Consider the following 21,726-nt stretch of genomic DNA (forward strand, 5'->3'; position numbering starts at 1 on the left):
CGGCGGCCGAGCCGGCGCCACCGGCGCGCGACCGCACGTCTCCGCCCGACGCCGCCACGGGCCGCAGCACGGGCACCTCGACCGGGCGGAAGGCCGTGCCGCGCCCCTGAGGCGGCTGCCGGGAGACGAGGCAGGCGGCGCCTCGTCTCCCGCCACTTGATCGTAGGATCGCGTCGTGGCCACCTACGTCGTTCGCGTCGCACGCCAGGCGACGGTCTTCCTGCTCTTCCTGCTGACGATCGTGCTCGGCGCCGTGAGTGGCGTGCTCTTCGCCTTCGCGGGCGACCTGCCGCAGATCTCCGCGCTGGACGACTACGCCCCGAGCACCATCACCCGCATCCACGCCAGCAACGGTGAGGTCGTCGGGGAATTCGCCACCCAGCGCCGCACCGTCGTGACCTACGACGAGATCTCGCCGCTGCTCCGCAACGCCATCATCGCCGCCGAGGACAAGGACTTCGACAAGCACGTCGGCCTCAGCGTGCCCCGGATCCTCGCCACCCTCGTCAAGGACATCCTCGAGCGCCGCAAGGCCGGCGGCGCCAGCACCATCACGCAGCAGCTCGCCCGCAACCTCTTCCTGACGTTCGAGAAGACCTGGGAGCGGAAGATCAAGGAGGCGATCCTCGCCATCCAGATCGAGAAGCGCTACACCAAGCGTGAAATCCTGACGATGTACTGCAACACGATCTACTTCGGGCACGGGGCCTACGGGGTCGAAGCGGCGTCGCGGTTGTACTTCGGCAAGTCCGCCAAGGCCCTCGCCCTGGAAGAGGCGGCGCTCATCGCGGGCATCATCCAGGGCAACGTCCGCCAGAGTCCGTACATCAACCCCGAGGCCGCCATGCGGCGGCGCAACTACGCGCTGCAGCGCATGGCCGAGGAAGCGTTCATCACCGAGGCGCAGGCCACGACCGCCAAGGCGAGTCCGGTGAAGACGGCCGGCCTGCCGACGCAGCCCTATTCCCCGGCGCCGTACTTCGTCGAAGAAGTGCGGCAGCAGCTCGAGGCCAGCTTCGGCGCCAAGCAGCTGTACGAGAACGGGCTGTCGGTGCAGACCAGCCTCGACCTGCCGTTGCAGATCGCCGCCACGCGCGCCCTGCAGGCGGGCCTGCGGCGGCTCGACCAGCGCCGCGGCTTCCGCAAGCCCACCAACCTGCTCGATGCTGGCGCCGATCTCGACGCCTACCGGCATCCGCGCTGGCAGGGACCGATGGTCGTCGGCGACGTCGTGCCGGCGGTCGTCACCGGCACCACGACGACCGAGATTCAGGCGCGGGCCGGTCGGCTCGACGTCCGCATCCCGAAGGCCGGCTTCGACTGGACGGGCAAGACCACGGCCACGGCGCTGGTCTCGCGCGGCGACCTCGTGCAGGTGCTGATCGAACAGCTCGAGGAGTCGGCGCACACCGCGGTCGCCCGTCTCGATCAGGAACCGGAGCTGCAGGGGGGCATCGTGGCCCTCGACAATCGCACCGGACGCATCCTGACGATGGTCGGCGGCTTCGACTTCGACCGCAGCAAGTTCAATCGCGCCGTCCAGGCCTCGCGGCAGCTCGGCTCGACCTTCAAGCTGGTGGTCTACACGGCCGCCATCGATCGCGGGTACACGCCCGCGAGCACGCTGCTGGACGCGCCCGTCTCGTTCCCGGGCGGTGCCGGCTCGCCACCCTACGCCCCCCTCAACTACGACCGGCAGTTCCAGGGACCGATTTCGCTGCGTCGGTCGCTCGAGCAGTCGCGCAACGTGCCGACGGTGCGACTGATGAACGCGCTGGGGCCGAAGCAGGTGATCCAGTACGCGGAGAAGCTCGGCTTCACCTCGACCATCCCGCCGTATCTGTCGAGCGCACTCGGCGCCGGCGAGGCGACGCTGATGGAGATCACCAGCGCGTTCTCGCTGTTCCCGAACCAGGGCGTGCGCATGACGCCGTACCAGATCCTTCGGGTCACCGATCGCGAGGGCAATGCGCTCGAAGAGAATCGGCCGGTGCCGACCGAGGCCATCCGCGCCGACACCGCCTTCGTCATGACCACGCTGCTGCGTGGCGTGGTCCAGCACGGCACCGCGGCCCGCGCGGCCGCGCTGCAGTGGCCTCTCGGCGGCAAGACCGGCACGACCGACGACTTCACCGACGCGTGGTTCATCGGCTTCGACCCGGACATCACCATCGGCGTCTGGGTCGGCTTCGACACCAAGCGTCCGATTGGCCAGGGGCAGAGCGGCTCGGTCGCCGCCCTCCCGATCTGGATCGACGTGATGCAGCACTGGATCGATCGCCAGCGCAAGGCCGGCAAGGGCGTCCCCGAATTCCCGGCGCCCGGCAACATCGTCTTCACCACCGACGACACCGGACAGCAGGACGCCTTCATCGCCGGGACGGAGCCGGGGGCGGAGATACGCTGAACAATTGAGGTCTCTTCAGCGACCTTCACCGTTCAGAATGCAGCATCTTCCGGGATCAGCGTGGGTAGAGGTCAACCTCCGGCCGTGAAGCGGCTCGGGGGCGCGGCCCACGGCACCGCCGCGATCCGTTGCGGACCTGCGGCAGCCTGGCGGCGGGGGCCGCTCGCATCATTCTGAATGCTGAATGTCGCGGCAGCGACCTGAATTACTCGTCGTCGGCCGTGGCCGCCCCCAGCGTGCCTGACGACTTGGCCATCAGGTAGGTCTTGATGAAGTTGTCGATGTCGCCGTCGAGCACGCGCGTGACATCGCCCTCCTGATACTTCGTGCGGTGGTCCTTCGCCATCTGGTAGGGATGCAGCACGTAGCTGCGGATCTGGCTGCCGAAGGCGATGGCCTGCTTCTCGCCCCCGAGCCGATCGAGCTCGGCCTGCTGTTCCTTCAGCTTCAGATCGTAGAGACGCGAACGCAGCACCTTCATCGCCACGTCCTTGTTCTTGTGCTGGGACCGCTCGTTCTGGCACGACACGACGATGTTGGTCGGCAGGTGCGTGATGCGGACGGCGGAGTCGGTCACGTTGACGTGCTGACCGCCGGCGCCGCTCGACCGGTAGGTGTCGATGCGCAGGTCCTTCTCGTCGATCGTGATGTCCACATCGTCTGGCAGCTCGGGCCACACGTAGAGGGACGCAAACGACGTGTGACGCCGCGCCGCCTGATCGAACGGCGAGATGCGCACCAGTCGATGCACGCCGGCTTCGGCCGCGAGCAGGCCGTAGGCGAACTCACCGGAGACGGTGAGCGTGGCGCTCTTGATGCCGGCTTCGTCACCGGGCTGCGCCTCGAGCAACTCGCGCTTGAAGCCGCGGCGCTCGGCCCAGCGCAGGTACATGCGCAGGATCATCTCGGCCCAGTCCTGCGACTCGGTGCCACCGGCGCCCGGATGGACGGTGATGATGGCATTCTTGGCGTCGTGCTCGCCGCCGAGCATCTTCTTGATCTCGCCGGCTTCGACTTCACGCTCCAGGTCGTCGAGGCCGCGCAGGAGGTCGTCGCCGACGTCCTCGCCCCCGTCAATCCATTCGCGCAGGACGACGAGATCGTCGGTGCGCTGCCGCAGCGACTTCAGCAGCGTGACGTCTTCGTCCAGGCGACGACGTCGCTGGAGGACCTTCTGGGCCTCGGCCTGGTTGTTCCAGAAGTCCGGCGCGCTGGCCTGCGCCTCGAGTCGAGCGAGTTCCTGTTCGGGTCTGGCCGCGTCAAAGATACCTCCCGAGTTCGACAGCACGGCGCTGCAGGTCCTCGAATCGCTTGTAGGCCTCATCCTTCACGAACGCCACGGTGACAACTCCTCCGGACAGCTCGGTGATACCCGACCTCGCTGTCCTCCGAACGAAATGCTGAAATGCTGGAATGCCGAAATGCTGAAGATCGAAGATCGAAGAGCGAAGAACAAAGGTCGAAGTCAAAAGGGCTGAGGTCGAGAGCGAACCGCGTCATCCCCGCATTGCGGCATGGCGGCATTCCGGCATGACAAGTTCACGGCCCTGTCCTGCCCCGCCGGCCGACGCTCTCCCGGAGAGGCAGCACGAGCAACGTCCCGACCACGAGCATACAGGCCCACGCCACGGCATCGCCAAGACGCACGTATGGCGTGAGGCCATCGAGCCACCGGATTTCGCCGATCCACGTGCCCGTCTCGAACAGCGGCGACTGGACGACGACGCGGCCGTAGGGGTCGACCACGCCACTGATGCCCGTGTTGGCGGCCCGTACCAGGTAGCGGCCGGTCTCCACCGCCCGCACCCTGGCCTGCTGGAAGTGCTGGTAGGGCGCTGCCGAGGTGCCGTACCAGGCGTCGTTGGTGATCGTGGCGAGGAGCTGGCTCCCCTGCTGCACGGCCTGGCGCGACAACCCGGGGAACACGGCTTCATAGCAGACCGCCACCGACAGTCGGTGCCCGGCGACCGGCAGCAACGTCAGCGTCTGCCCCGCGCTGAAGTCCGAGAAACCCTCGACCAGCGGCGAGGCGAAGAACAGCAGCCACCGCACCGGGATGTACTCGCCGAACGGGACGAGTTGCATCTTGCGGTACGAGCCGCGAATCTCGCCCGTCGCATCCATCACGAACGCCGAGTTGTAGAACTCGGTCGGCCCGAGGACCTCGTCGCTGCCGAAGACCACGGGCACACGCGCCTCGACGATCCCCGCCCGCATGACCTCGGTCTCGATGCCATCGCGACCGAACACGAACGGGGTCGACGACTCGGGCCAGACGACGAGGTCGACGTCCTGGGTCGCGACGCGCTGCGTCAGCGACAGGTACCGCGACAGGATCTCGCCGCGGTACGCCGGATCCCATTTCTGTCCCTGCGGCACGTTGCCCTGCACCAGCGCGACCCGCGCCACGGGTCCGTCGAGCAGCGCCTGCCGACTGACGCGCGCTGCGCCCCACACCGCCCCCGCCGCGGGTAGCGCCAGCAGCACGACCGCCGCGCCGAGACGCGCGCGCCGTCGTCCCGGCGCGGGCACGAGCAGCAGGGCGAGCGCCGCCGAGGGACACGCCACCAGACCAGACAGCCCGTAGATGCCGACCAGGCTCGCGACCTGCAGCGGTGCCACGACGTCGGACTGGCTGTACCCGAGCAGCACCCACGGAAACCCGGTGAAGAGCGTGCCGCGGAGCCACTCGGTGCCGACCCACAGGATCGGCGCCAGCGCCAGCGCCGGCGTGCCGGCCCGCGCCACGGCCGTCGTGAGTGTCAGGCTGAAGAGGGCCGGGTACACCGCCAGGTAGGCGATGAGCAGGGCGGCGAGCGCCCACGCGAGCGCGGCGTTCAGCCCCCCGAAGATGGCGAGGACGTCGGACGTCCAGGAGACGGTGCCGGCGAAGGCGACCAGGCCCGTCACCAACCCGAGCAGGAACGGACGGGGGCCACGCGGGGCGGGGCGTGCGGCGCCCCGGGCCACCGCCACGCACAACGGCGCCAGCGCCACCCACCCGAGGGGCGCGAGCGCCGGCTTGGGCAGGCTCAGCGCGAACAGCAGCCCGGACAGGACGGCTAGCGCGTAATCCAGGGCTTGAACTTCTCTTCGCTCTGCAGGCGCCGCATGACCTTGTCGGCTTCGGGCCGCTGCATGTTCATGCCGACCCGCACCTTGTAGATGACCTGTCCCCCACCGGTCGGGGCCAGCACGTAGGCCTTGTAGCCACGCGTCTGGAGGCGCTGGGCAATCGCATCGGCCTCAGGCTTGTTCTTGAGGGCCGTCACCTGGACGGTGAAGCCCCCGTCGCCAGCCGGCGCGGGTGCCGGCGCCGGTGACGCGACGTCCTTCGGTGGTGCGACGGCCTTCGGGGCCTCCGTCGGGGCGGGCGTTGGCGCGGGTGGCGTCTTCACCTCGACCGCGGCAGGCGGGGCGGGCGGCGCGGTGACAGGCGGCGCGATCTCGGCCGCCGCACCCGCCTCCACCCGAGGTGGCTCCCCGTCCTTCGCAGTCAGGTTCTCCGGGTAACTCAGCCCGACCACCGACGTCGGCTCGCCGGTCGTCGGCAGCGACGCCGAGTCAGCCTCACCGCCTCCGGTCGAGGCCGACGCGTCGAGACCGACGGCCTCGGCGACGCTGCCGCGGGCGTTCTGGACGCCACGGCCGACGAGGACGCCGCACAGGAAGATGACGATGGAGACGACGGTCGTCGCCATGAACAGGAAGACCAGCTGCTTGCCGCTCAGCTGAATCTCGTGAAAGCCGTCGTCGTGAATCTCGTGGGCCATGCGTGCACCCAGGACGCGAACCCGTGGGCTGGGAAGCCGGGGTCGAGGCGTCTGCTGGACGGAAACCAGGGACGACCAGATGGCGAGCGCAGTTTGCCCCGGCGCTCGACCTGCTGGACAGACCGGGAGTGTACCACTTCGCTCAGGGCGTCCTGGCCGGGGTGGCGCGGATGCGTTCGAGCAGTGCCTTGCCCTCGACCGACTCGGGCGCGATCTGGACCGCCCGTTCGGCGTGCACGCGCGCGTCGGCGGTCTCCCCCGTGGCGAGGTACGCCTCGGCCAGCAGGAGGCGCGCGTCGAGGCTCTCGGCGCTCCAGAGGGAAATCTTCAGCGACTCGATGGCGTCGCGCAGCCGCCCCGCCCGCACCAGCACCCGCCCGAGCGCGAGGTGGGTCTGGGCGTCGTACGGCGAGAGATACAGGGACTTGCGGAACTCCGACGTCGCCTCGCGATCCTGGAGTTGCTCGGCCAGCCGCTGGCCGCGGTCGAAGTGGAAACGCGCCAGTTGCAGGTGGTCCTGCTGGGTCGTGCTGACCAGCGCCGAATCGACGCGCACGGGGCTGGTTTCGGCGTCGCTGGCCCGCTCGAGGCCGCGTGGCACTCCGCCGATCCCTTCGTCGCGCGGGCGCGTGTCCCACTCGTCGAAGCGGGAGGACAGCTGGCGGGCGAGGTCGCGCTCGCGCATCCCCTCGACCGCGTTCCCGGCGGCCTGCAGGGCGGCCGCGAGCACGAAGTGCGCCTCGCCGTCAGCCGGGCGGCGGCGGACCACCTCCCGCAGCCAGTAGATGGCCGCGGGCGTGTCCTTGTCGAGCCAGTAGGCGTAGCCGAGATTGAAGAAGTAGTCGGGCGAGTCGGGCACGGCCTCGGAGGCCCGCGTGAAGTACCACGCCGGCTTGCCGGTCTGGGCCGTCACGCTGCCCCGACGGGCCTGGATGACGCCGAGGTTGTTGTAGATCGCCGCCGAGGGCGACTCGTCGAGCAGGGCCTTGTAGGCGCTGAACGCGTCGTCCCATCGCTGCAGGTGGATGAGGGACAGGCCGGCGGCAAAGCGTGCGCGACGGCTGAACCGCGACGAGGCCGGAACGGCCTGGGCCGCGGCGAGCGCCCGCGCGTGCTGCTCTTCCTGCGTGCAGACCTCCCAGATGGCGAGGTGCGCCCGTGCGTACTGCGGGGCCGCCTTGACCGCCTGCTCGAGGAACTTCAGCTGGGTCGACGGGGTCTCGGCGACCAGGCCCTTCACGAAGGCCTCGAACACCTCGAGCGACGGCGTGGCATCGCCCGGGCCCGGACTGCTGCCGGGCGGCACGCCCGCCACCGCGGCCGCCACGCGCGAGGCGATCGCGAACACGTCGCGCAGCGGGCCCTGTTCCCGAATCTCGGGCTGGCCGCGGCCGGCTTCGACCTGCACGACGCGCACGGACACCGTCAGCGTGTCGCCGTCGACGTGGACCGTGCCGGTGACCAGGTCCCGCACGCCGATGACCTGCGCCGCGCGCAGCAGCGTCGCCCGCGAGAGCTCGCGGTCATCCGGCAGTTCGAGCGCATCGAAGGCCGCGACGCGGTCGGTCCGCGTGATGGCGGGCCGGCCGAGCGCCGTCACGCCATCGCCGACCAGCAGGGCGATGCCCTCGCCCAGCCAGAGCGCCCGGGGATCGTCGTCGGTGGGCTGCAGCGGCATGACGAGAACGGTCGGGACCGCCGCGGCCGCCTGCGCGCGCGCGGTCGCCGGGAGCGCGGTGAAGACGGCAAGCAGGAGCAGTGCCCGCCAGCGGTGGCGCAGCGCCATCATCGTCATTGATCCTGGGCCTCGAGGCGGACCACGCAGCACTCGCCGCCGAGCGCCCGACAGGCGACGAGGGTGCCCCGATGGGGCCAGGCGTCCTGCGCCACCAGGGCTTCGGCGAACGCGAGATAGTACCGGCACTGGGCGTCGCGGGCCTGCTCGCGACTGCTGCAGAAAATCGAGCCACGGATTTCGAGGTCGAGCCGGCCGCGGCGGACGTGCACCTTCACCTTGGTCCCGCGGTACGAGGCTTCGAAGTGCCGCTTGGCCAGCGTCCCGACCTGCCGCAGGCGCATCCACCGGGGCAGCAGCCGGCCGCCGGTGCGCACGTGCCAGGGCTGACCGGCCATCCACCAGGTGGAGGCATAGGCCGCCGCCTGGACCATGACGGCGTCATGGGTGTCGCCGTCCTCGTGCCGCAGGAAGCTGAGCACGGCACTGATGGGCGCGAGATTGACCGCATCCTCGCGCCAGCCGCGCGGCCGCAGATAGCTCTCGTAGAACTCCAGCCGCATCGGCAGGAGGTCCGCGATGGCCTGGTGCAGCGCCGCCGCGAGCAGCCGGTCGATTCTCGCCTCACTCATTTTCTGGTAACGTTTTCGCGGTGCAGAGGCGTCCGGACGGTCCGGCGGTGAGCTGGACCGGCGTGGTGCTGGCCGGCGGGCGCAGCCAGCGGTTCGGCGGCGTGGACAAGACCCGGTTGCCGCTGGGGGGCCGCACGCTGCTGCAACGGGCCGTCGATGCGCTGGCCCCGATCTCCACCTCGTGCCTGGTCGTCGGCGGTGGCCCGGTGGCCGGCGCGACGTCGGTGCCCGACCAATACCCGGGCGCAGGCCCTCTGGGGGGCGTGCTGACGGCGCTGGAGGCCGTCGACACGTCGCACGCGCTGATCCTCGCGGTCGACCTGCCCTTCATCTCCGGCTCCCTGCTGCGCGACGTGCAGCGCGCGGGCGCGGATGCCGCCGCGGCGGTGGTGGTGCTGCTGCCCGATGGTCGGCTGGCCCTGTGCCTGTCGGTGCGCCGTGCGTGCGCCCCGGCCGTGCGCGAGATGTGGTCCCGCGGCGCGCGACGCGTGCGCGACCTCGAGAACCTGGTGCCCTGCCGGAGGGTCCCCGCCGAGGCGCGAACCGCGGCGGACGCCCTGTGGAACATCAATGATCCGCTTACCTATGCGCGGGCGCTCGAATTGGCGGAGCACGACTGCCCGGCATGCTAACCCACTGATCTGACCGAGTCAAACCGATGATCCTGCCTCTGCAGCAGGCCGTGCGAGCGGCGCTACAGGACACACTGACAACACTTTACGGGCATGCCGCCGTGCCCGCGACGCTCGTCGTCGAGACCCCGCCGACGCGGGCCCTCGGCGATCTGGCATTCCCCTGCGCCTTCGAACTGGCGCGCACCCTGAGGAAGGCACCGCGCGCCATCGCGCAGGAGGTCGTCGCGGCCCTGCCGGCCGTCCCGGGCGTGGCTCGCATCGAGGCGCTGGGCGGCGGCTACATCAACGTCTTCCTCGACCGTGCCGCGTTCCTGCGTCGCCACCTCGGCCAGGCCTCGACCGTCGTCGCCACCGGACGCGCCAAGACCATCGTCGAGCACACCGCCATCAACCCCAACAAGGCGGCCCACATCGGCCACCTGCGCAACTCCATCCTCGGCGACACCGTCGGGCGCCTGTTGCGGTTCCTGGGGACACCCGTCGAGATCCAGAACTACATCGACGACACCGGCGTGCAGGTCGCCGACGTCGTGGTGGGGTTCGAGCACCTCGAGGGCAAGGGCCTCGACGAGGTGCGGGCGCTGGCCGGCGGCGAGAAGTTCGACTACGACTGCTGGGATCTCTACGCCAGGGTCACCGAATGGTACGAGGCCGACAAGGCGCGGCTCGCCATCCGCAAGGCCACGCTGCACGCCATCGAGCACGGCGACAATCCGACGGCCGCCATGGGCGCGGTGATCGCCGAGGCCATCGTCCGCTGCCACCTGCGGACCATGGCACGCCTGCACATCGACTACGACCTGCTGTCGTGGGAAGGCGACATCCTCCGCCTGCAGTTCTGGGCCACGGCCTTCGACATCCTCAAGCAGCGCGGGACGGTCTACCTGCAGACCGAGGGCAAGCTGAAGGGGTGCTGGGTCATGGAGATCGACGAGGACGTCGAGGCCACGATCGAGCAGGCCGACGCGCCGTCCGCCGACGTCCCCGACGCCGAACCCGACGTCGAGGGGGGGCCGAACCAGCGCGAGAAGGTCATCGTGCGGTCGGATGGCACGGTCACCTACGTCGGCAAGGACATCGCCAACCAGTTCTGGAAGTTCGGCCTGCTCGGCAAGGACTTCGCGTATCGCCCGTTCGCCACGCGACTCACGGGCGAGACCCTGTGGGCCACCACGTCGACCGGCGGCGCGGCGACCCATCCGGCGTTCGGGCGGGCCGGCACGGTGATCAACGTCATCGACACCCGGCAGGCCTACCTGCAGAAGCTGCTCAAGCAGGCCCTGGCCACGATGGGGCATCGCACCCAGGCCGAGCAGTCGATCCACTTCTCCTACGAGATGGTGGCGCTGTCGCACAAGACGGCACGCGAACTGGGCTACCACGCCGATCCCGATGGCAAGCCGTTCGTCGAGGTCTCGGGCCGCAAGGGCCTCGGCGTCAAGGCCGACGACCTGCTCGATCGCCTGGTCGTCAAGGCGCAGGACGAGGTCGGCAAGCGCAACCCCGACTTCACCGAGGCGGAGGCTCGCGCCACCGCCGAGGAGATCGCCATCGCTGCGGTCCGCTACTTCATGGTGAAGTTCTCGCGCACGAAGATCATCGCCTTCGACATCGACGAAGCCCTCAGCTTCGAGGGCGAGAGCGGACCGTACCTGCAATATGCCGCGGTCCGCGCCGGCAACATCTTCACCAAGCTGCGCGACCGCACCCAGCTGGACGAAGCGGCCGTGGCCGCCGCCATCGCGGCGCTGCCGGAAGACGCCATCGCCAGCGGTGACGATGCCGATGCGCTCTGGGACCTCGTGCTGGCCTGCGGACGCCTGGACGAGATCGCGGAGTCGGCCGTGCGGAGCCTCGAGCCGGCGGTCGTCGCCAAGTACGCCTTCAGTCTCGCGCAGGCGTTCAGCGGCTTCTACCACCGCTGCCCGATCCTCTCCGAGGAGCGTCACGACGTGCGGCTCTGGCGCGCGGCGGCCGCCAGCTACTTCCGCCAGCAGATGACGCGCACGCTGGATCTGATGGGCGCCGTCGTCCCGGGTCGCATGTGATGCGACCGCCGCGCATCCTCTACGTGCAGTGCAGCCGGGACGAGGACTACCTGCGGTCGCTCGAGGCCGTGGGCCTCGAGGTCGAGTCCGTGCCGCCCGACGGCGACGTGGGAGTGGCGCTGCAGGGCATCGACGGCGTCGTGCTCGCGGGGGGATACGACGTCGATCCGGCCCTCTACGGCGAGACCATGCATCCGGCGTGCACGCTGGCCGACGCCAGCCGCGATGCCTTCGAGATCGATCTGGCGCGCCGCTGCCTGCGCGACGGCCTGCCGCTGCTCGCGATCTGTCGCGGCATGCAGGTGCTCAACGTCGCCGCCGGGGGCTCACTGATCCAGGATCTCCCGTCGCAGGTGCCCGTGGCCATCCCGCATGCCGTGGACGACACGCTGACGACCATGGCCCACGGCCTCGACGTGGTGGAAGGCACCCTGCTCTCGCGCGCCGTCGGGGCGGGCATGCCCGCGCAGGTCAACAGCCGGCATCATCAGGCCGCCAAGGTCATCGGCCAGGGCCTGGTCGTCTCCGCCCACGCCACCGACGGCATCGTCGAGGCGCTCGAAGCGCCGGACTCGCCGTTCTGCGTCGGGGTGCAGTGGCACCCCGAGAACTTCTGGCGCACCGGAGAGTTCCTGCCGCTGTTCCGGCTCTTCGCCATGGCCTGCCAGAACCGCTTCGCGGTGCACATGTAGCGTGCACCCTCACCGCCCCGTCAACACCGCCGCCAGTGCCTGCATGTCCTCGGGCGTGTTGTAGACGTGCGGCGAGACCCGAATCGCGGTGCCGCGCATCGAGACGTGGACACGCGCGGCGGCGAGACGTGACGCGATGGCCGACATGTCGGTGCCGGCCGGCGGTCGCAGCCCCACGAGGTGCTCGCCGCGCCACGCGGGATCCTCGATGCGGTAGCCGGCGCGCCGCAGGGGCTCGACGATCGGCGCCCACAGCGACGCCGCGTGCGCCTGGATGCGAGCCGGTCCCCACGCCGTCACCAGCCGCAGCGCCTCGATGGCCATCGGCAGGGTGATGAAGTTCGACCGCTGGCCGACGTCGAAGCGCGCGCTGCCCGGGCCATAGTCGTCGGTGTAGTGCACCAGTCCGGCGAAGTCCTCGCTGCCCCGTCGACCGCACCACGTCTCTTCGAGCGGCTCGCCGTCCTGCAGCGCCTCACCGAACCAGCCGAAGGCCAGCCCGTACGGCCCCAACAGCCACTTGTAGGCCGCGCACACCACGGCGTCTGGCTGCACCTCGTCGAACGGGAAGGCCAGCGCCCCGACCGACTGCGTGCCGTCGACGACCACGAGTGCGCCGACCTCCCGCGCGCGCGCCGCGAGCCGCGGCAGGTCGAAGCGCGTGCCATCGGCCCAGTGGACGTGTCCGAGGGCCAGCAGGGCCGTCCGCTCGTCGATCGCGGCGAGCAGCGCCTCGTTCCAGGCGGCGCCACGGCCCTCGGCCACATCGGGGACCGTGACCGTGCGCACCTCCCCACCACGCTGGGCCGCGATGCGGCGCCAGGGATGGACGTTGCTCGGGAACTGCTCGCCAGCCACGACGATGTGCTGCCCGGGCCGAAGGCGCAGATTCCTGGCCACGATGGCCATGCCGTAGGAGACGCTGGGCAGCACGGCCACCTGTTCGGGACGCCCCGCCCCGAGCACCTCGGCAAACCGCGCCTTGACGTCCTCGACCTCGACGAAGAAGTCCTCGGGACGAATCGTCCACGGGCGCTGCTTCCTTGCCATGCCGACGCGGCCCGCCTCCTCGACGGCGTGCGCGAGCGGCGACATGTAGGCGCAGTTCAGGTAGTGGACGTCCGGATCGATCAGGAAGGACATGCGGTCAATGTCACCACGGTCTCGACATGCGCCGTCAACGGAAAGAGGTCGAAGACCCGCAGCGAGTCGATGGCCAGCCCCGATGCGACGAGTCCTTGCAGGTCGCGCGCCAGCGTCGCCGGGTCGCACGAGACGTAGACGACGCGGCGGGGATGCGCAGCGGCGAGCGCCTTCGACACGACCGGCGAGAGCCCGGTGCGCGGCGGGTCGACGATGACGCAGGCGTCGCCGAGCAACTGCGTCTCCTCGCGGGCGAAGGTCTCGACGTCGCCACGCACGGCACGGACGCGATCGCCGTACGGCAGCGCGTTGGTCACCAGATCTTCGGCACTGACCGCATCGCCCTCGACGCACGTCACCGACGACGCGCCGAGGGTCGCGGCCGCGAGGCCGAAGAGCCCGACCCCGGCATAGAGGTCGACGACGGGGGTGTCGGCCGGCACCGCGCCGGTGACCGCCGTGACCAGTTCCGGGAGCAGGGCGCGATTGCCCTGGAAGAAGGCGGCAGCATGGCGCATCAGACCGGCCTCGCCAGCGGTCGGAACGCCGAGGGCCGCCAGCGACTCCTTGACCCACGGGAATCCGGCGAGCACCGAGGGATGCCGCGACGACACGAGACCGGCGCTGACACCCGTGCACGCGGCCGGCGGGCCGCTCACCCAGACCTCGCCGTGCCGTGGCAGGGGACGCGACAGCTCGAGGTGCACCGCCTGCTGGTCGCCGCGCACCGTCTGCGAGACGACGATTGCCTCGACACTCCGCGCCAGGTCTGGCCGCAGGTGCGTCAGGGTGGCCTCGGCCAGTTCCAGCAGGCCCGGCACCAGCTGACCGGACGGACCGGCGTCGCACAGCGCATGCGTGCCCTCGCGGAAGAACCCGACGTGCATGCCCTGGACGTGCAGACGCGCCCGCAGTCGCCAGTGCTGCCTCGGCGACCCGGTGGCCGTGATCGGGGGCAGGTCATGCAGGCGACCGATCCGGCCGAGGGCGTCCTCGACGATCGCGCGCTTCAGCTCGAGCTGTCGTGCGTACGCGACGTGGGCGAAGACCTGGCCGCCGCACTGCGGATCCGACTCCGGCGTGATCCGATCCGGCGAGGCGTCCTCGACCTCGACGACGCGCGCGAACGCGACCCCCTTGCCCGTCCGCTCCATCACCGCGCGCACGCGCTCGCCGGGGATGCCTCCACTCACCAGCACGATGCGGCCGTCGAGGCGCGCGAGGGATCGACCGCCGGCCACCGGCTTGTCCAGGGTCAGCGTGAACGTGTCATCAGCCATCGAGTCGCACCTGCGGAAGCGAGAAATGCCGCCGCGCGAGTTCACCGAGCAGGGCATGCTCGGCATCGCGGAAGGCAGCAGGGGGCATCTGGCCCCGGAACGGTGACAGCTCACGCTGCACCTGGTCGAGCAGTTCGCGACGCGCGAGCGCCGGCAGCGCGGCGAGCGCCGCCTCGGTCAACTGCCCGTCGATCACGATGAGTCGTTCGAGCAGCGCCGTCCGCGCCTCGCGTCGGGCGCCGCGCGACGTGTCGAGACACGCATCGACATCGCGAATCGTCGCCGCAATCGCGGCCGCGAGCGCTGGTGACATATCGCTCGTCGCGCCAAGTGCCGACAACCGCAGCAGGACGCGCTCGAGATGCTTGGGCAGCGACGGCAGCCGCGCGCTCGACGGCTCCGCGGCCTCCTCGGTCGTGCTGCCCGCGGGCGACGCGTTTGCCGCGGCCCGCACGCCGACCGCTCGACGCCACTGCTCCGCGGCGTCGCGGACGTCGGCCTCGCAGAACTCGATGCGGATCGGACGACGCCGCGGCCCCTTCGCGGTCAGGCGCGCGACGGTGCGGTCCACGCCGTGCAGGGCGACACGGAGCGGCATGCCCTCCCGGGCCCAGCCGGCGACGAGTTCGAACGCCGGCCCCACGATGCGCACCAGATGGCCGCCGTTGACCCGGCAGAGGTGGGCCTCGACGGCGCGGCAGAAGGCGCCGATGTCGGGGCTGGTCGGCGGCGTGTCGGTCTCGTGACTCATGCGTCCCGGTGTCCCATCCGCCACTCCACGTCACCACCATGCACGGTCACGACTCCGCCGTCGGGCCGGCGCACCCGCAACGCCCCGCCGTCGTCGATGCCCGCGGCGTGCCCTTCGTGCTCGCCCGCCTGGTCGCGCCAGCGGACGACGGTGCCCTCGACCGACGGCGCACAACGGCGCCACTGCTCGCGCACCTCGTCGGCCGCGCCACGCGCGAGCAGCGCCGTGCCCTCGCGCAGGCGGACGAGCAGCGCTCGCACGAGTGCGGTGAGCGTCTCTGGCCCCGCGGCCGCGGCGCCGGGTAGCAACTGGTCCAGGCTGATCATGCGCGCCGCGACCTCGGCCGGCGCGGCCGACGGCGTCAGGTTGAGGCCGACGCCCAGCACGACACTGCGCAGCACACCGCCGTCGCTCGTCCCTTCGGCGAGGATGCCGGCGAGTTTGCGCCAGGGGGCCCCTGGGGACGACGTGCGCACCATGACGTCGTTGGGCCACTTCAGTTCGACCGGGGCCGCACACACCTCGCCAATCGCTCTCGCCACGACCACGCCGGCCATGAGCGTGACCAGGGAGGCCACCGGCGACGCCGCGTCGGCTCGCAGGGCGGCCCACCGGTCCGGGCGCAGCAGCGTCGAGAGATAGAGCCCCTGCGCCGACGGCGAATGCCACGACGCGCCGCGTCGGCCGCGCCCGGCAGACTGCTCCGCCGCGATGACGGTATACCCCTCGGGAGCCCCGGTGGCGGCGGCGCGCGTCACATCGTCGTTGGTCGAGGTCGTGAGTGCCCGGATGGAGACCTGATGCGCGAAGGCGCCGGCCTCGGCGCCGGCGCTGGCCACGCCGCCGCGCACGGCGTCCAGCCAGCCCGGGAGGTCGAGCGTCACGAGACTGGCGCGATCTTGAAGCTGAGATCCACCGCGGGGGCCGAGTGCGTCAACGCCCCGACCGAGACGAAGTCGGCCCCGGTGGCGGCGATCTCCGGAATGCGGTCCAGTGTCACCCCGCCCGAGACTTCGACCTGCGCGCGCTTGCGGGCGCGGCGGACCGTCTCGGCGAGCGTGGCCAGATCCATGTTGTCGGCCAGGATGCGCGTCGCACCGGCCTCGAGGGCGACGTCCAGTTCTTCGAGGGTGCGAACCTCGACCTCGATGACCATGTCCTCGGCCGCGTGTCGCATCCGCTGCAGCGCGGCCAGCACGCCGCCGGCCAGCGCGATGTGGTTGTCCTTGATCAGGATGCCGTCGTCCAGCGCGAAGCGGTGATTGGTGCCGCCGCCGGCCCGCACGGCGTACTTCTCGAGGACGCGGAGCGTCGGGGTGGTCTTGCGGGTGTCGAGCACGACGAGCGACGAGCCTTGCGCGGCGTCGACGTAGCGGCGGGTCACCGTGGCGATGCCCGACAGCCGCTGCATGAAGTTGAGCGCCGTGCGCTCGGCGGTGAGCAGCGCGCGGGCGCGGCCGGTCACTTCGGCGACCAGCGTGCCACTCGGGCACACGTCGCCGTCCTGGTGATGACGCACCATGACGGCGGCGGGATCGAGCTGCAGGAAGGCCTCTTCGGCGACGTCGAGACCGGCGATGACGCAGTCCTGCTTGGCGAGCAGACGACCGTGGCCGCGCTGCGCCTCGTCGATGGTGCCCTCGGTGGTGGCGTCGCCCCAGCTGATGTCCTCGGCCAGGGCACGCCGCACGAGCTCGCGATAGAGCGCCTTGTCGAGGGGCGTCACGCCGACGTTCACGCGCCGACCTCCGGAGCCTTCTCGAGTTCACCGAGTTCGACGGTGGCCGCGCGCGGTTCGCCCTCCGACGTCCGCACCTGCTGCACGAAGCCGGCCGCCGCCACATCGGCGCGGGCCGCTTCGAAGGCCACCAGATCGGCCGCAGACGCCGTCACGTGGAAGTCCACGACCGGCGTCCGCAGCGGCTTCTTCGCCTCCGACTTCGTGCGGCGAATCTCGCCGAGGGCCCACGACGCCATGGTCAGGGCCTCGGCGCCGGCCGCATCGCCCGCCCCACCGACCGAGGCCAGGACCTCGTCGGCGGTCGGCCAGGTGGCCCGGTGGACGGAGCCCTCCTGCCACCACGACCAGACTTCTTCGGTGACGTACGGCAGGAAGGGGGCGAACAGGCGCAACAGCGTGCGCAGCGTGACCACCATCGCCGCGTTGGCCGAGCCGGCGCCGTCGAGGCCGAGGTCGCCGTACCGGCGCGCCTTCACGAGCTCGAGATAGTTGTCGCAGAAGTCCCAGAAGAACTGCTCGGTGCGTTCGAGGGCGCGCGTGTAGTTGTATTCCTCGAGATCCGAGGTGGCCTCGGTGACGAGGGACGCCAGGCGCGTCACCAGCCCGCGGTCGACCGGGGCCGTGATGGCGCCGATCGGCTCGGTGCGGGCGAGGGCGAACTTGGCCGCGTTGAGCAGCTTGATGGCGAGCCGACGGCCGACCCGCATCTGGCCGGTGTCGAAGGCCGTGTCTGCCCCGGGACGTCCACTGGCGGCCCAGTACCGCACCGCGTCGGACCCGTGCTCCTCGAGCAGGCCCATGGGCGTCACCACGTTGCCCTTGGACTTGGACATCTTCTTGCGATCGGGATCGAGGACCCAGCCCGAGATCGCGGCGTGCTTCCACGGCAGGGCATCGTGCTCGAGATGCGCCCGCAAGACCGTCGAGAAGAGCCACGTGCGGATGATGTCGTGCGCCTGCGGACGCAGGTCGAGCGGAAACACCCGAGCGAAGAAGTCCTCGTCGTCGCCCCACTGCCCGACGATCTGCGGCGTCAGCGACGACGTCGCCCAGGTGTCCATGACGTCGGGATCGCCGATGAAGCCGCCCGGCACGCCGCGCTGCGCCCCCTCGTAGCCCGCGGGGACGTCGGTGGACGGGTCCATCGGCAGCTGGGCCTCGGTGGGCAGCAGCGGCTGGTCGTAGCGCACGGCGCCGTCCTGGTCCAGCGGATACCACACGGGGAACGGCACGCCGAAGAATCGCTGCCGCGACACGCACCAGTCGCCGTTGAGCCCCTCCACCCAGTTCTCGAAGCGGGCCCGCATGTAGGGCGGGTGCCACTCGAGGGCGCGCCCACGCGCGATGAGCGACTCGCGATGGTTCATCGTGCGGACGAACCACTGCCGGCTGGTGACGATCTCGAGGGGCCGGTCGCCCTTCTCGAAGAACTTGACGGCATGCGTGATCGGCCGCGGATCGCCGATGAGATCGCCCGACTCCTTGAGCTGCTCGACCAGCCGCGTACGGGCCTGTGAGGCCCCGCGACCGACGAGGGGCGCATAGGCGGCGTCGGCGCGCGCCGGGTCGACCGACGGCCAGCCGTCGCTGCCGAAGGTGATCGGGCGCAGGGTGCCGTTGGCCTCGATGATCGAGCGGACGGGCAGGCCGAGTTCGCGCCACCAGATCACGTCGGTGAGATCGCCGAACGTGCAGATCATCGCGATGCCGGTGCCCTTGTCGGGATCGGCGAGGTGATGGGCGCGAATCGGCACCTTGACCCCGAACAGCGGCGTGACGACCTCGGTGCCGAACAGCGGCTGGTACCGCGCGTCGTCCGGATGGGCCACCAGGGCGACGCAGGCGGGAATCAGCTCGGGCCGCGTCGTGTCGATCTCGACGACGCCGCCGCCGTCGGCGCGCGCGAAGCGGATCTTGTGGTACGCGCCGGGCATCTCGCGGTCTTCGAGCTCGGCCTGGGCGACGGCCGTCCTGAAGTCGACGTCCCAGAGGGTCGGCGCCTCGAGCTGGTACGCCTGGCCCTTCTGCAGCAGCCGCAGGAACGCAAGTTGGGAAATCTTCTGCGCACGCCTGCCGATCGTGGCGTAGGTCATCGACCAGTCGATCGAGAGCCCGAGGTACTTCCACAGGTGCTCGAAGGCCTGCTCGTCCTGTTCGGTCAGCCGGGTGCAGAGTTCGATGAAGTTGGGGCGGGACACCGAGATCGGCTGCTTGCCCGGCGTGGCCGGCGGCTCGAACGTCGGGTCGTAGGGCAGCGACGGCTCGCACCGCACGCCGTAGTAGTTCTGCACCCGACGCTCGGTCGGCAACCCGTTGTCGTCCCAGCCCATCGGGTAGCACACCGAGAAGCCGCGCATCCGCTTGTAGCGGGCGATGACGTCGGTGTGGGTGTACGAGAAGACGTGACCGACGTGCAGCGACCCGCTGACGGTCGGGGGCGGCGTGTCGATCGCGTAGACCTGATCACGCGGCCGGGTCCGGTCGAACCGGTAGACGGCGTCGGCCTCCCAGCGGGGCTGCCATTTCGCTTCGAGGCCCTCGAGGGCCGGTTTGTCGGGAACGTTGTAGGACGGGGACTGGCTCGACGCCTCGGACATCACCCGTTGATCGTAGGGGGTGCCCCGCTCCCCCGCAAGGGGGCGCGAGGCGCCAGGGGGGATCGCGTCAGGCCTGTCCGACCTTGATGCGCTCGATTTCCTCGGAGATCAGCCGTTCGGCCACCTCCAGCACCCGAGCCGTCACTTCTTCGCGCAGCACGCGGTCGGTCAGCCTGCCGACGACGCGGCGGGCGAGTTCGTCGACCAGCGCGTCGGAGATGCCCGGCACGGCCTGACCGGCGGCCGGCGTCGGCCCCACGGCTGCGGGCCCTTCCCCACGCTCCTCGGCGAGGATGGCCGAGAAGGCGCTGGCCAGCGACGTCGCCCCACCGCCCGACGCCTCGGCGGGGACGTCGGCACTCGCCTCGGCGGGCACCTCGGCGTGGGCGACCTCGGCCGGCGCGGTCACCCTGACGAGCGTCGAGCGCCCCTGGCGGGCCGCGAGATGCTGATCGAGTCGCGACGCGTACGTGTCGAGGCCGGGCGCGAGGGTGACTGCACTCTCGGCCACCGGCGCCGCGGATCCCGGGCGCGGCGGCGCGAACTCGCCGAGCGACTCGCCGCGTTCCCCGCCGAGCATCCGCTTGACGAGCGAGACCACCTGCTGCGGCTCGAAGGGCTTCACGAGGACGGCATCGGCCTGGCAGGCTTCGGCGCGGCGATCGTCGATGGGCTCGAACGCGCCCGTCATGAGCACGACGGGCACCTGCGAGAGGGACGCTTGGCCCCGCACCCACGTGGCCACGTCGTAGCCATCCCGGGCCGGCATGGTGGTATCGGCGAGGATGACGTCGGGCGTGTTCCCCGCGCCGAGGTAGCCCACCACCTCGTCGCCGTCGCTGAACGAGACGACCTTGAAGCCCTCGTCGGCGAAGGTCAACTCGATCACGCGCTGGACCGTGACACTGTCATCGGCCAGCAACAGCGTGTAGCTCATGGGGCTGAGCGTAGTCACCCCGATGAGCAGCCGTCAAGCACGACACCACGACGGCATCCCCGCGGGCCCGGAAATCCGCGCGCCAGGGAACTCGCGCCACCGTCCCGCCGTCGATTGTCCCGGGCACCGCACCTCCTCCCCGGACGCCCACGAAATCCGGCGGTTCCGGCCTGTTCGGCCGGCCTCTCCCGTTCGTTAAGGTCTTGGGCCACGCCTCGCGCGCGGCCGTGGAGTCATCTCATGCGTGTGCTGCTGAAGGTCCTCGGTGTTCTGGTCGTGTCTGCCTGTGTGCTGGCCGTCGGCGGCTACTCCTACCTGCTGCTCGCCTACCCCCGTGTCGGCCCGGCCCCCGATCTCCGCGTCGACGCGACACCGGAGCGCATCGCGCGCGGGCGGTACCTGGCCGACCACGTCGCCGTGTGCACCGACTGCCACAGCCAGCGCGACTGGACGCGCTACGCGGGTCCGCTGAAGCCCGAGACGTATGGCGCGGGCGGCGAGGTCTGGGACGAGACCGTCGGCTTCCCCGGCCGCCTCGTGGCGCGCAACATCACACCCGCCAGCCTCGGCGCCTGGACCGACGGCGAGATCGTGCGAGCCTTCACCGAAGGCGTGGCTCGCGACGGCACCCCGCTCTTCCCGCTGATGCCGTACACGACCTACGGGCAACACATGGCGCCCGACGACGCCCAGGCCATCGTGGCGTACCTCCGCAGCATCCCGGCGCGCACACAGCAGATTGCCGATCGCACGCTCCACTTCCCGCTGCCCCTCGTCGTCCGCACCATGCCGGCGCGAGCCAACACGCGGGCCGTGCGACCGGACGCGAGCGATCGGATCGCCTACGGGGGCTACCTCACCAACATCGCCGGCTGCGCCGAATGCCATACGCCCGTGGACGCACGCCGCACCCCGCTGGCGCACATGCGCCTGGCGGGCGGGCAGGAGTTCCCGCTGCCCAACGGCCTCATCGCCCGATCGGCCAACCTGACACCGGACGCCACCGGCATCGGCGGTTGGACGGAGGCGCAGTTCGTGGAGAAGTTCAAGGCCTACGCGGATGGACGAGCCCACGTGCCGGTGGGCGCATCCGACTTCAACACGCCGATGCCGTGGCAATCGTATGCGGGCATGACCACCGAGGACCTCGCGGCCATCTTCGCCTACCTGCAGTCGACGCCGGCAATCCGACATACCGTCGAGAAGGTGGGTCGGCGCCCGGCGGCAACCAACTAGCAGGCTGCTGAAAAGATGACTGTCAGTAAGTGGCGGCTCTCTGCGGTGGTGCTGGATGGCCGTCTGCGGGCCGTCGATGGCGCCGAGCGACCGGCGGCGGTGGCCGCTGCGGGCGCGTT

17 protein-coding genes are annotated in these 21,726 nt (G+C 70.6%); 5 read left to right on the top strand and 12 right to left on the bottom strand.

The window, feature by feature from the left end:
- Positions 1-175: 175 nt before the first annotated feature.
- The gene (locus Q0C41_RS20500) at positions 176-2,407 is read left to right on the top strand and encodes a penicillin-binding protein 1A (protein WP_291986916.1); all 2,232 of its coding nucleotides are present in this window, start codon (positions 176-178) and stop codon (positions 2,405-2,407) included.
- Between the two features lie 205 nt (positions 2,408-2,612).
- Here Q0C41_RS20500 and prfB read toward each other — a convergent pair.
- From prfB to Q0C41_RS20525, 5 genes are all read right to left on the bottom strand, one after another.
- Positions 2,613-3,738, bottom strand: a protein-coding gene (prfB, locus tag Q0C41_RS20505) for a peptide chain release factor 2 (RefSeq protein WP_291986945.1) whose coding sequence is annotated in 2 segments (ribosomal slippage) — positions 2,613-3,668 and positions 3,670-3,738 — 1,125 coding nt in all. Because the reading frame shifts where the segments join, the coding sequence is not laid out codon by codon here.
- A 208-nt stretch (positions 3,739-3,946) separates the two neighbouring features.
- Complete coding sequence (lnt, locus tag Q0C41_RS20510; RefSeq protein ID WP_367079258.1) at positions 3,947-5,485, bottom strand: apolipoprotein N-acyltransferase; 1,539 nt, start codon at positions 5,483-5,485, stop codon at positions 3,947-3,949.
- Positions 5,470-6,180: an SPOR domain-containing protein gene (locus Q0C41_RS20515; RefSeq protein ID WP_291986918.1), complete on the bottom strand. Its 711-nt coding sequence runs from the start codon at positions 6,178-6,180 to the stop codon at positions 5,470-5,472. The genes lnt and Q0C41_RS20515 overlap by 16 nt, the downstream gene beginning before the upstream one ends.
- A 142-nt stretch (positions 6,181-6,322) precedes the next feature.
- Positions 6,323-7,969, bottom strand: coding sequence for a tetratricopeptide repeat protein (locus Q0C41_RS20520; protein ID WP_291986919.1), 1,647 nt, complete (start codon positions 7,967-7,969; stop codon positions 6,323-6,325).
- A gap of 2 nt (positions 7,970-7,971) precedes the next feature.
- The gene (locus tag Q0C41_RS20525) at positions 7,972-8,547 is read right to left on the bottom strand and encodes a hypothetical protein (protein ID WP_291986921.1); all 576 of its coding nucleotides are present in this window, start codon (positions 8,545-8,547) and stop codon (positions 7,972-7,974) included.
- A gap of 47 nt (positions 8,548-8,594) precedes the next feature.
- Between Q0C41_RS20525 and Q0C41_RS20530 the strand changes: the two genes are divergently transcribed.
- Genes Q0C41_RS20530 through Q0C41_RS20540 form a run of 3 tightly spaced genes read left to right on the top strand, consistent with a single transcriptional unit; the run spans position 8,595 to position 11,922 of the window.
- On the top strand, positions 8,595-9,179 hold the full coding sequence (locus tag Q0C41_RS20530) for a molybdenum cofactor guanylyltransferase (protein ID WP_291986924.1): 585 nt from the start codon (positions 8,595-8,597) through the stop codon (positions 9,177-9,179).
- Between the two features lie 26 nt (positions 9,180-9,205).
- Positions 9,206-11,230, top strand: coding sequence for an arginine--tRNA ligase (locus tag Q0C41_RS20535; RefSeq protein ID WP_291986925.1), 2,025 nt, complete (start codon positions 9,206-9,208; stop codon positions 11,228-11,230).
- Positions 11,230-11,922, top strand: a complete 693-nt coding sequence (locus Q0C41_RS20540; protein ID WP_291986927.1) for a gamma-glutamyl-gamma-aminobutyrate hydrolase family protein — start codon at positions 11,230-11,232, stop codon at positions 11,920-11,922. Before Q0C41_RS20535 ends, Q0C41_RS20540 begins: the two co-directional genes overlap by 1 nt.
- Before the next feature lie 9 nt (positions 11,923-11,931).
- On the opposite strand, the gene Q0C41_RS20545 is transcribed toward Q0C41_RS20540, so the two are convergent.
- The 7 genes from Q0C41_RS20545 to Q0C41_RS20575 all read right to left on the bottom strand — a co-directional run bounded on the left by Q0C41_RS20545 (position 11,932) and on the right by Q0C41_RS20575 (position 20,371).
- On the bottom strand, positions 11,932-13,065 hold the full coding sequence (locus Q0C41_RS20545; RefSeq protein WP_291986929.1) for an aminotransferase class V-fold PLP-dependent enzyme: 1,134 nt from the start codon (positions 13,063-13,065) through the stop codon (positions 11,932-11,934).
- Positions 13,053-14,345 carry a hypothetical protein gene (locus Q0C41_RS20550; RefSeq protein ID WP_291986931.1) on the bottom strand — a complete coding sequence of 431 codons (1,293 nt, stop codon included), beginning with the start codon at positions 14,343-14,345 and terminating at the stop codon, positions 13,053-13,055. Before Q0C41_RS20550 ends, Q0C41_RS20545 begins: the two co-directional genes overlap by 13 nt.
- Complete coding sequence (locus tag Q0C41_RS20555) at positions 14,338-15,096, bottom strand: hypothetical protein (protein WP_291986933.1); 759 nt, start codon at positions 15,094-15,096, stop codon at positions 14,338-14,340. The genes Q0C41_RS20550 and Q0C41_RS20555 overlap by 8 nt, the downstream gene beginning before the upstream one ends.
- Positions 15,093-15,980, bottom strand: a complete 888-nt coding sequence (locus Q0C41_RS20560; RefSeq protein WP_291986935.1) for a biotin--[acetyl-CoA-carboxylase] ligase — start codon at positions 15,978-15,980, stop codon at positions 15,093-15,095. Before Q0C41_RS20560 ends, Q0C41_RS20555 begins: the two co-directional genes overlap by 4 nt.
- On the bottom strand, positions 15,977-16,834 hold the full coding sequence (nadC, locus tag Q0C41_RS20565; protein WP_291986937.1) for a carboxylating nicotinate-nucleotide diphosphorylase: 858 nt from the start codon (positions 16,832-16,834) through the stop codon (positions 15,977-15,979). Before nadC ends, Q0C41_RS20560 begins: the two co-directional genes overlap by 4 nt.
- The gene (gene valS / locus Q0C41_RS20570) at positions 16,831-19,434 is read right to left on the bottom strand and encodes a valine--tRNA ligase (protein ID WP_291986939.1); all 2,604 of its coding nucleotides are present in this window, start codon (positions 19,432-19,434) and stop codon (positions 16,831-16,833) included. Before valS ends, nadC begins: the two co-directional genes overlap by 4 nt.
- Before the next feature lie 67 nt (positions 19,435-19,501).
- Positions 19,502-20,371 carry a response regulator gene (locus Q0C41_RS20575; protein ID WP_291986941.1) on the bottom strand — a complete coding sequence of 290 codons (870 nt, stop codon included), beginning with the start codon at positions 20,369-20,371 and terminating at the stop codon, positions 19,502-19,504.
- Positions 20,372-20,611: 240 nt separating this feature from the next.
- Here Q0C41_RS20575 and Q0C41_RS20580 point away from each other — a divergent pair, with 240 nt between their 5' ends.
- Positions 20,612-21,607, top strand: a complete 996-nt coding sequence (locus Q0C41_RS20580) for a c-type cytochrome (RefSeq protein ID WP_291986943.1) — start codon at positions 20,612-20,614, stop codon at positions 21,605-21,607.
- Positions 21,608-21,726: the final 119 nt, after the last annotated feature.

It is taken from the genome of Luteitalea sp. (assembly GCF_022842525.1).
Taxonomy (GTDB): domain Bacteria; phylum Acidobacteriota; class Vicinamibacteria; order Vicinamibacterales; family Vicinamibacteraceae; genus Luteitalea.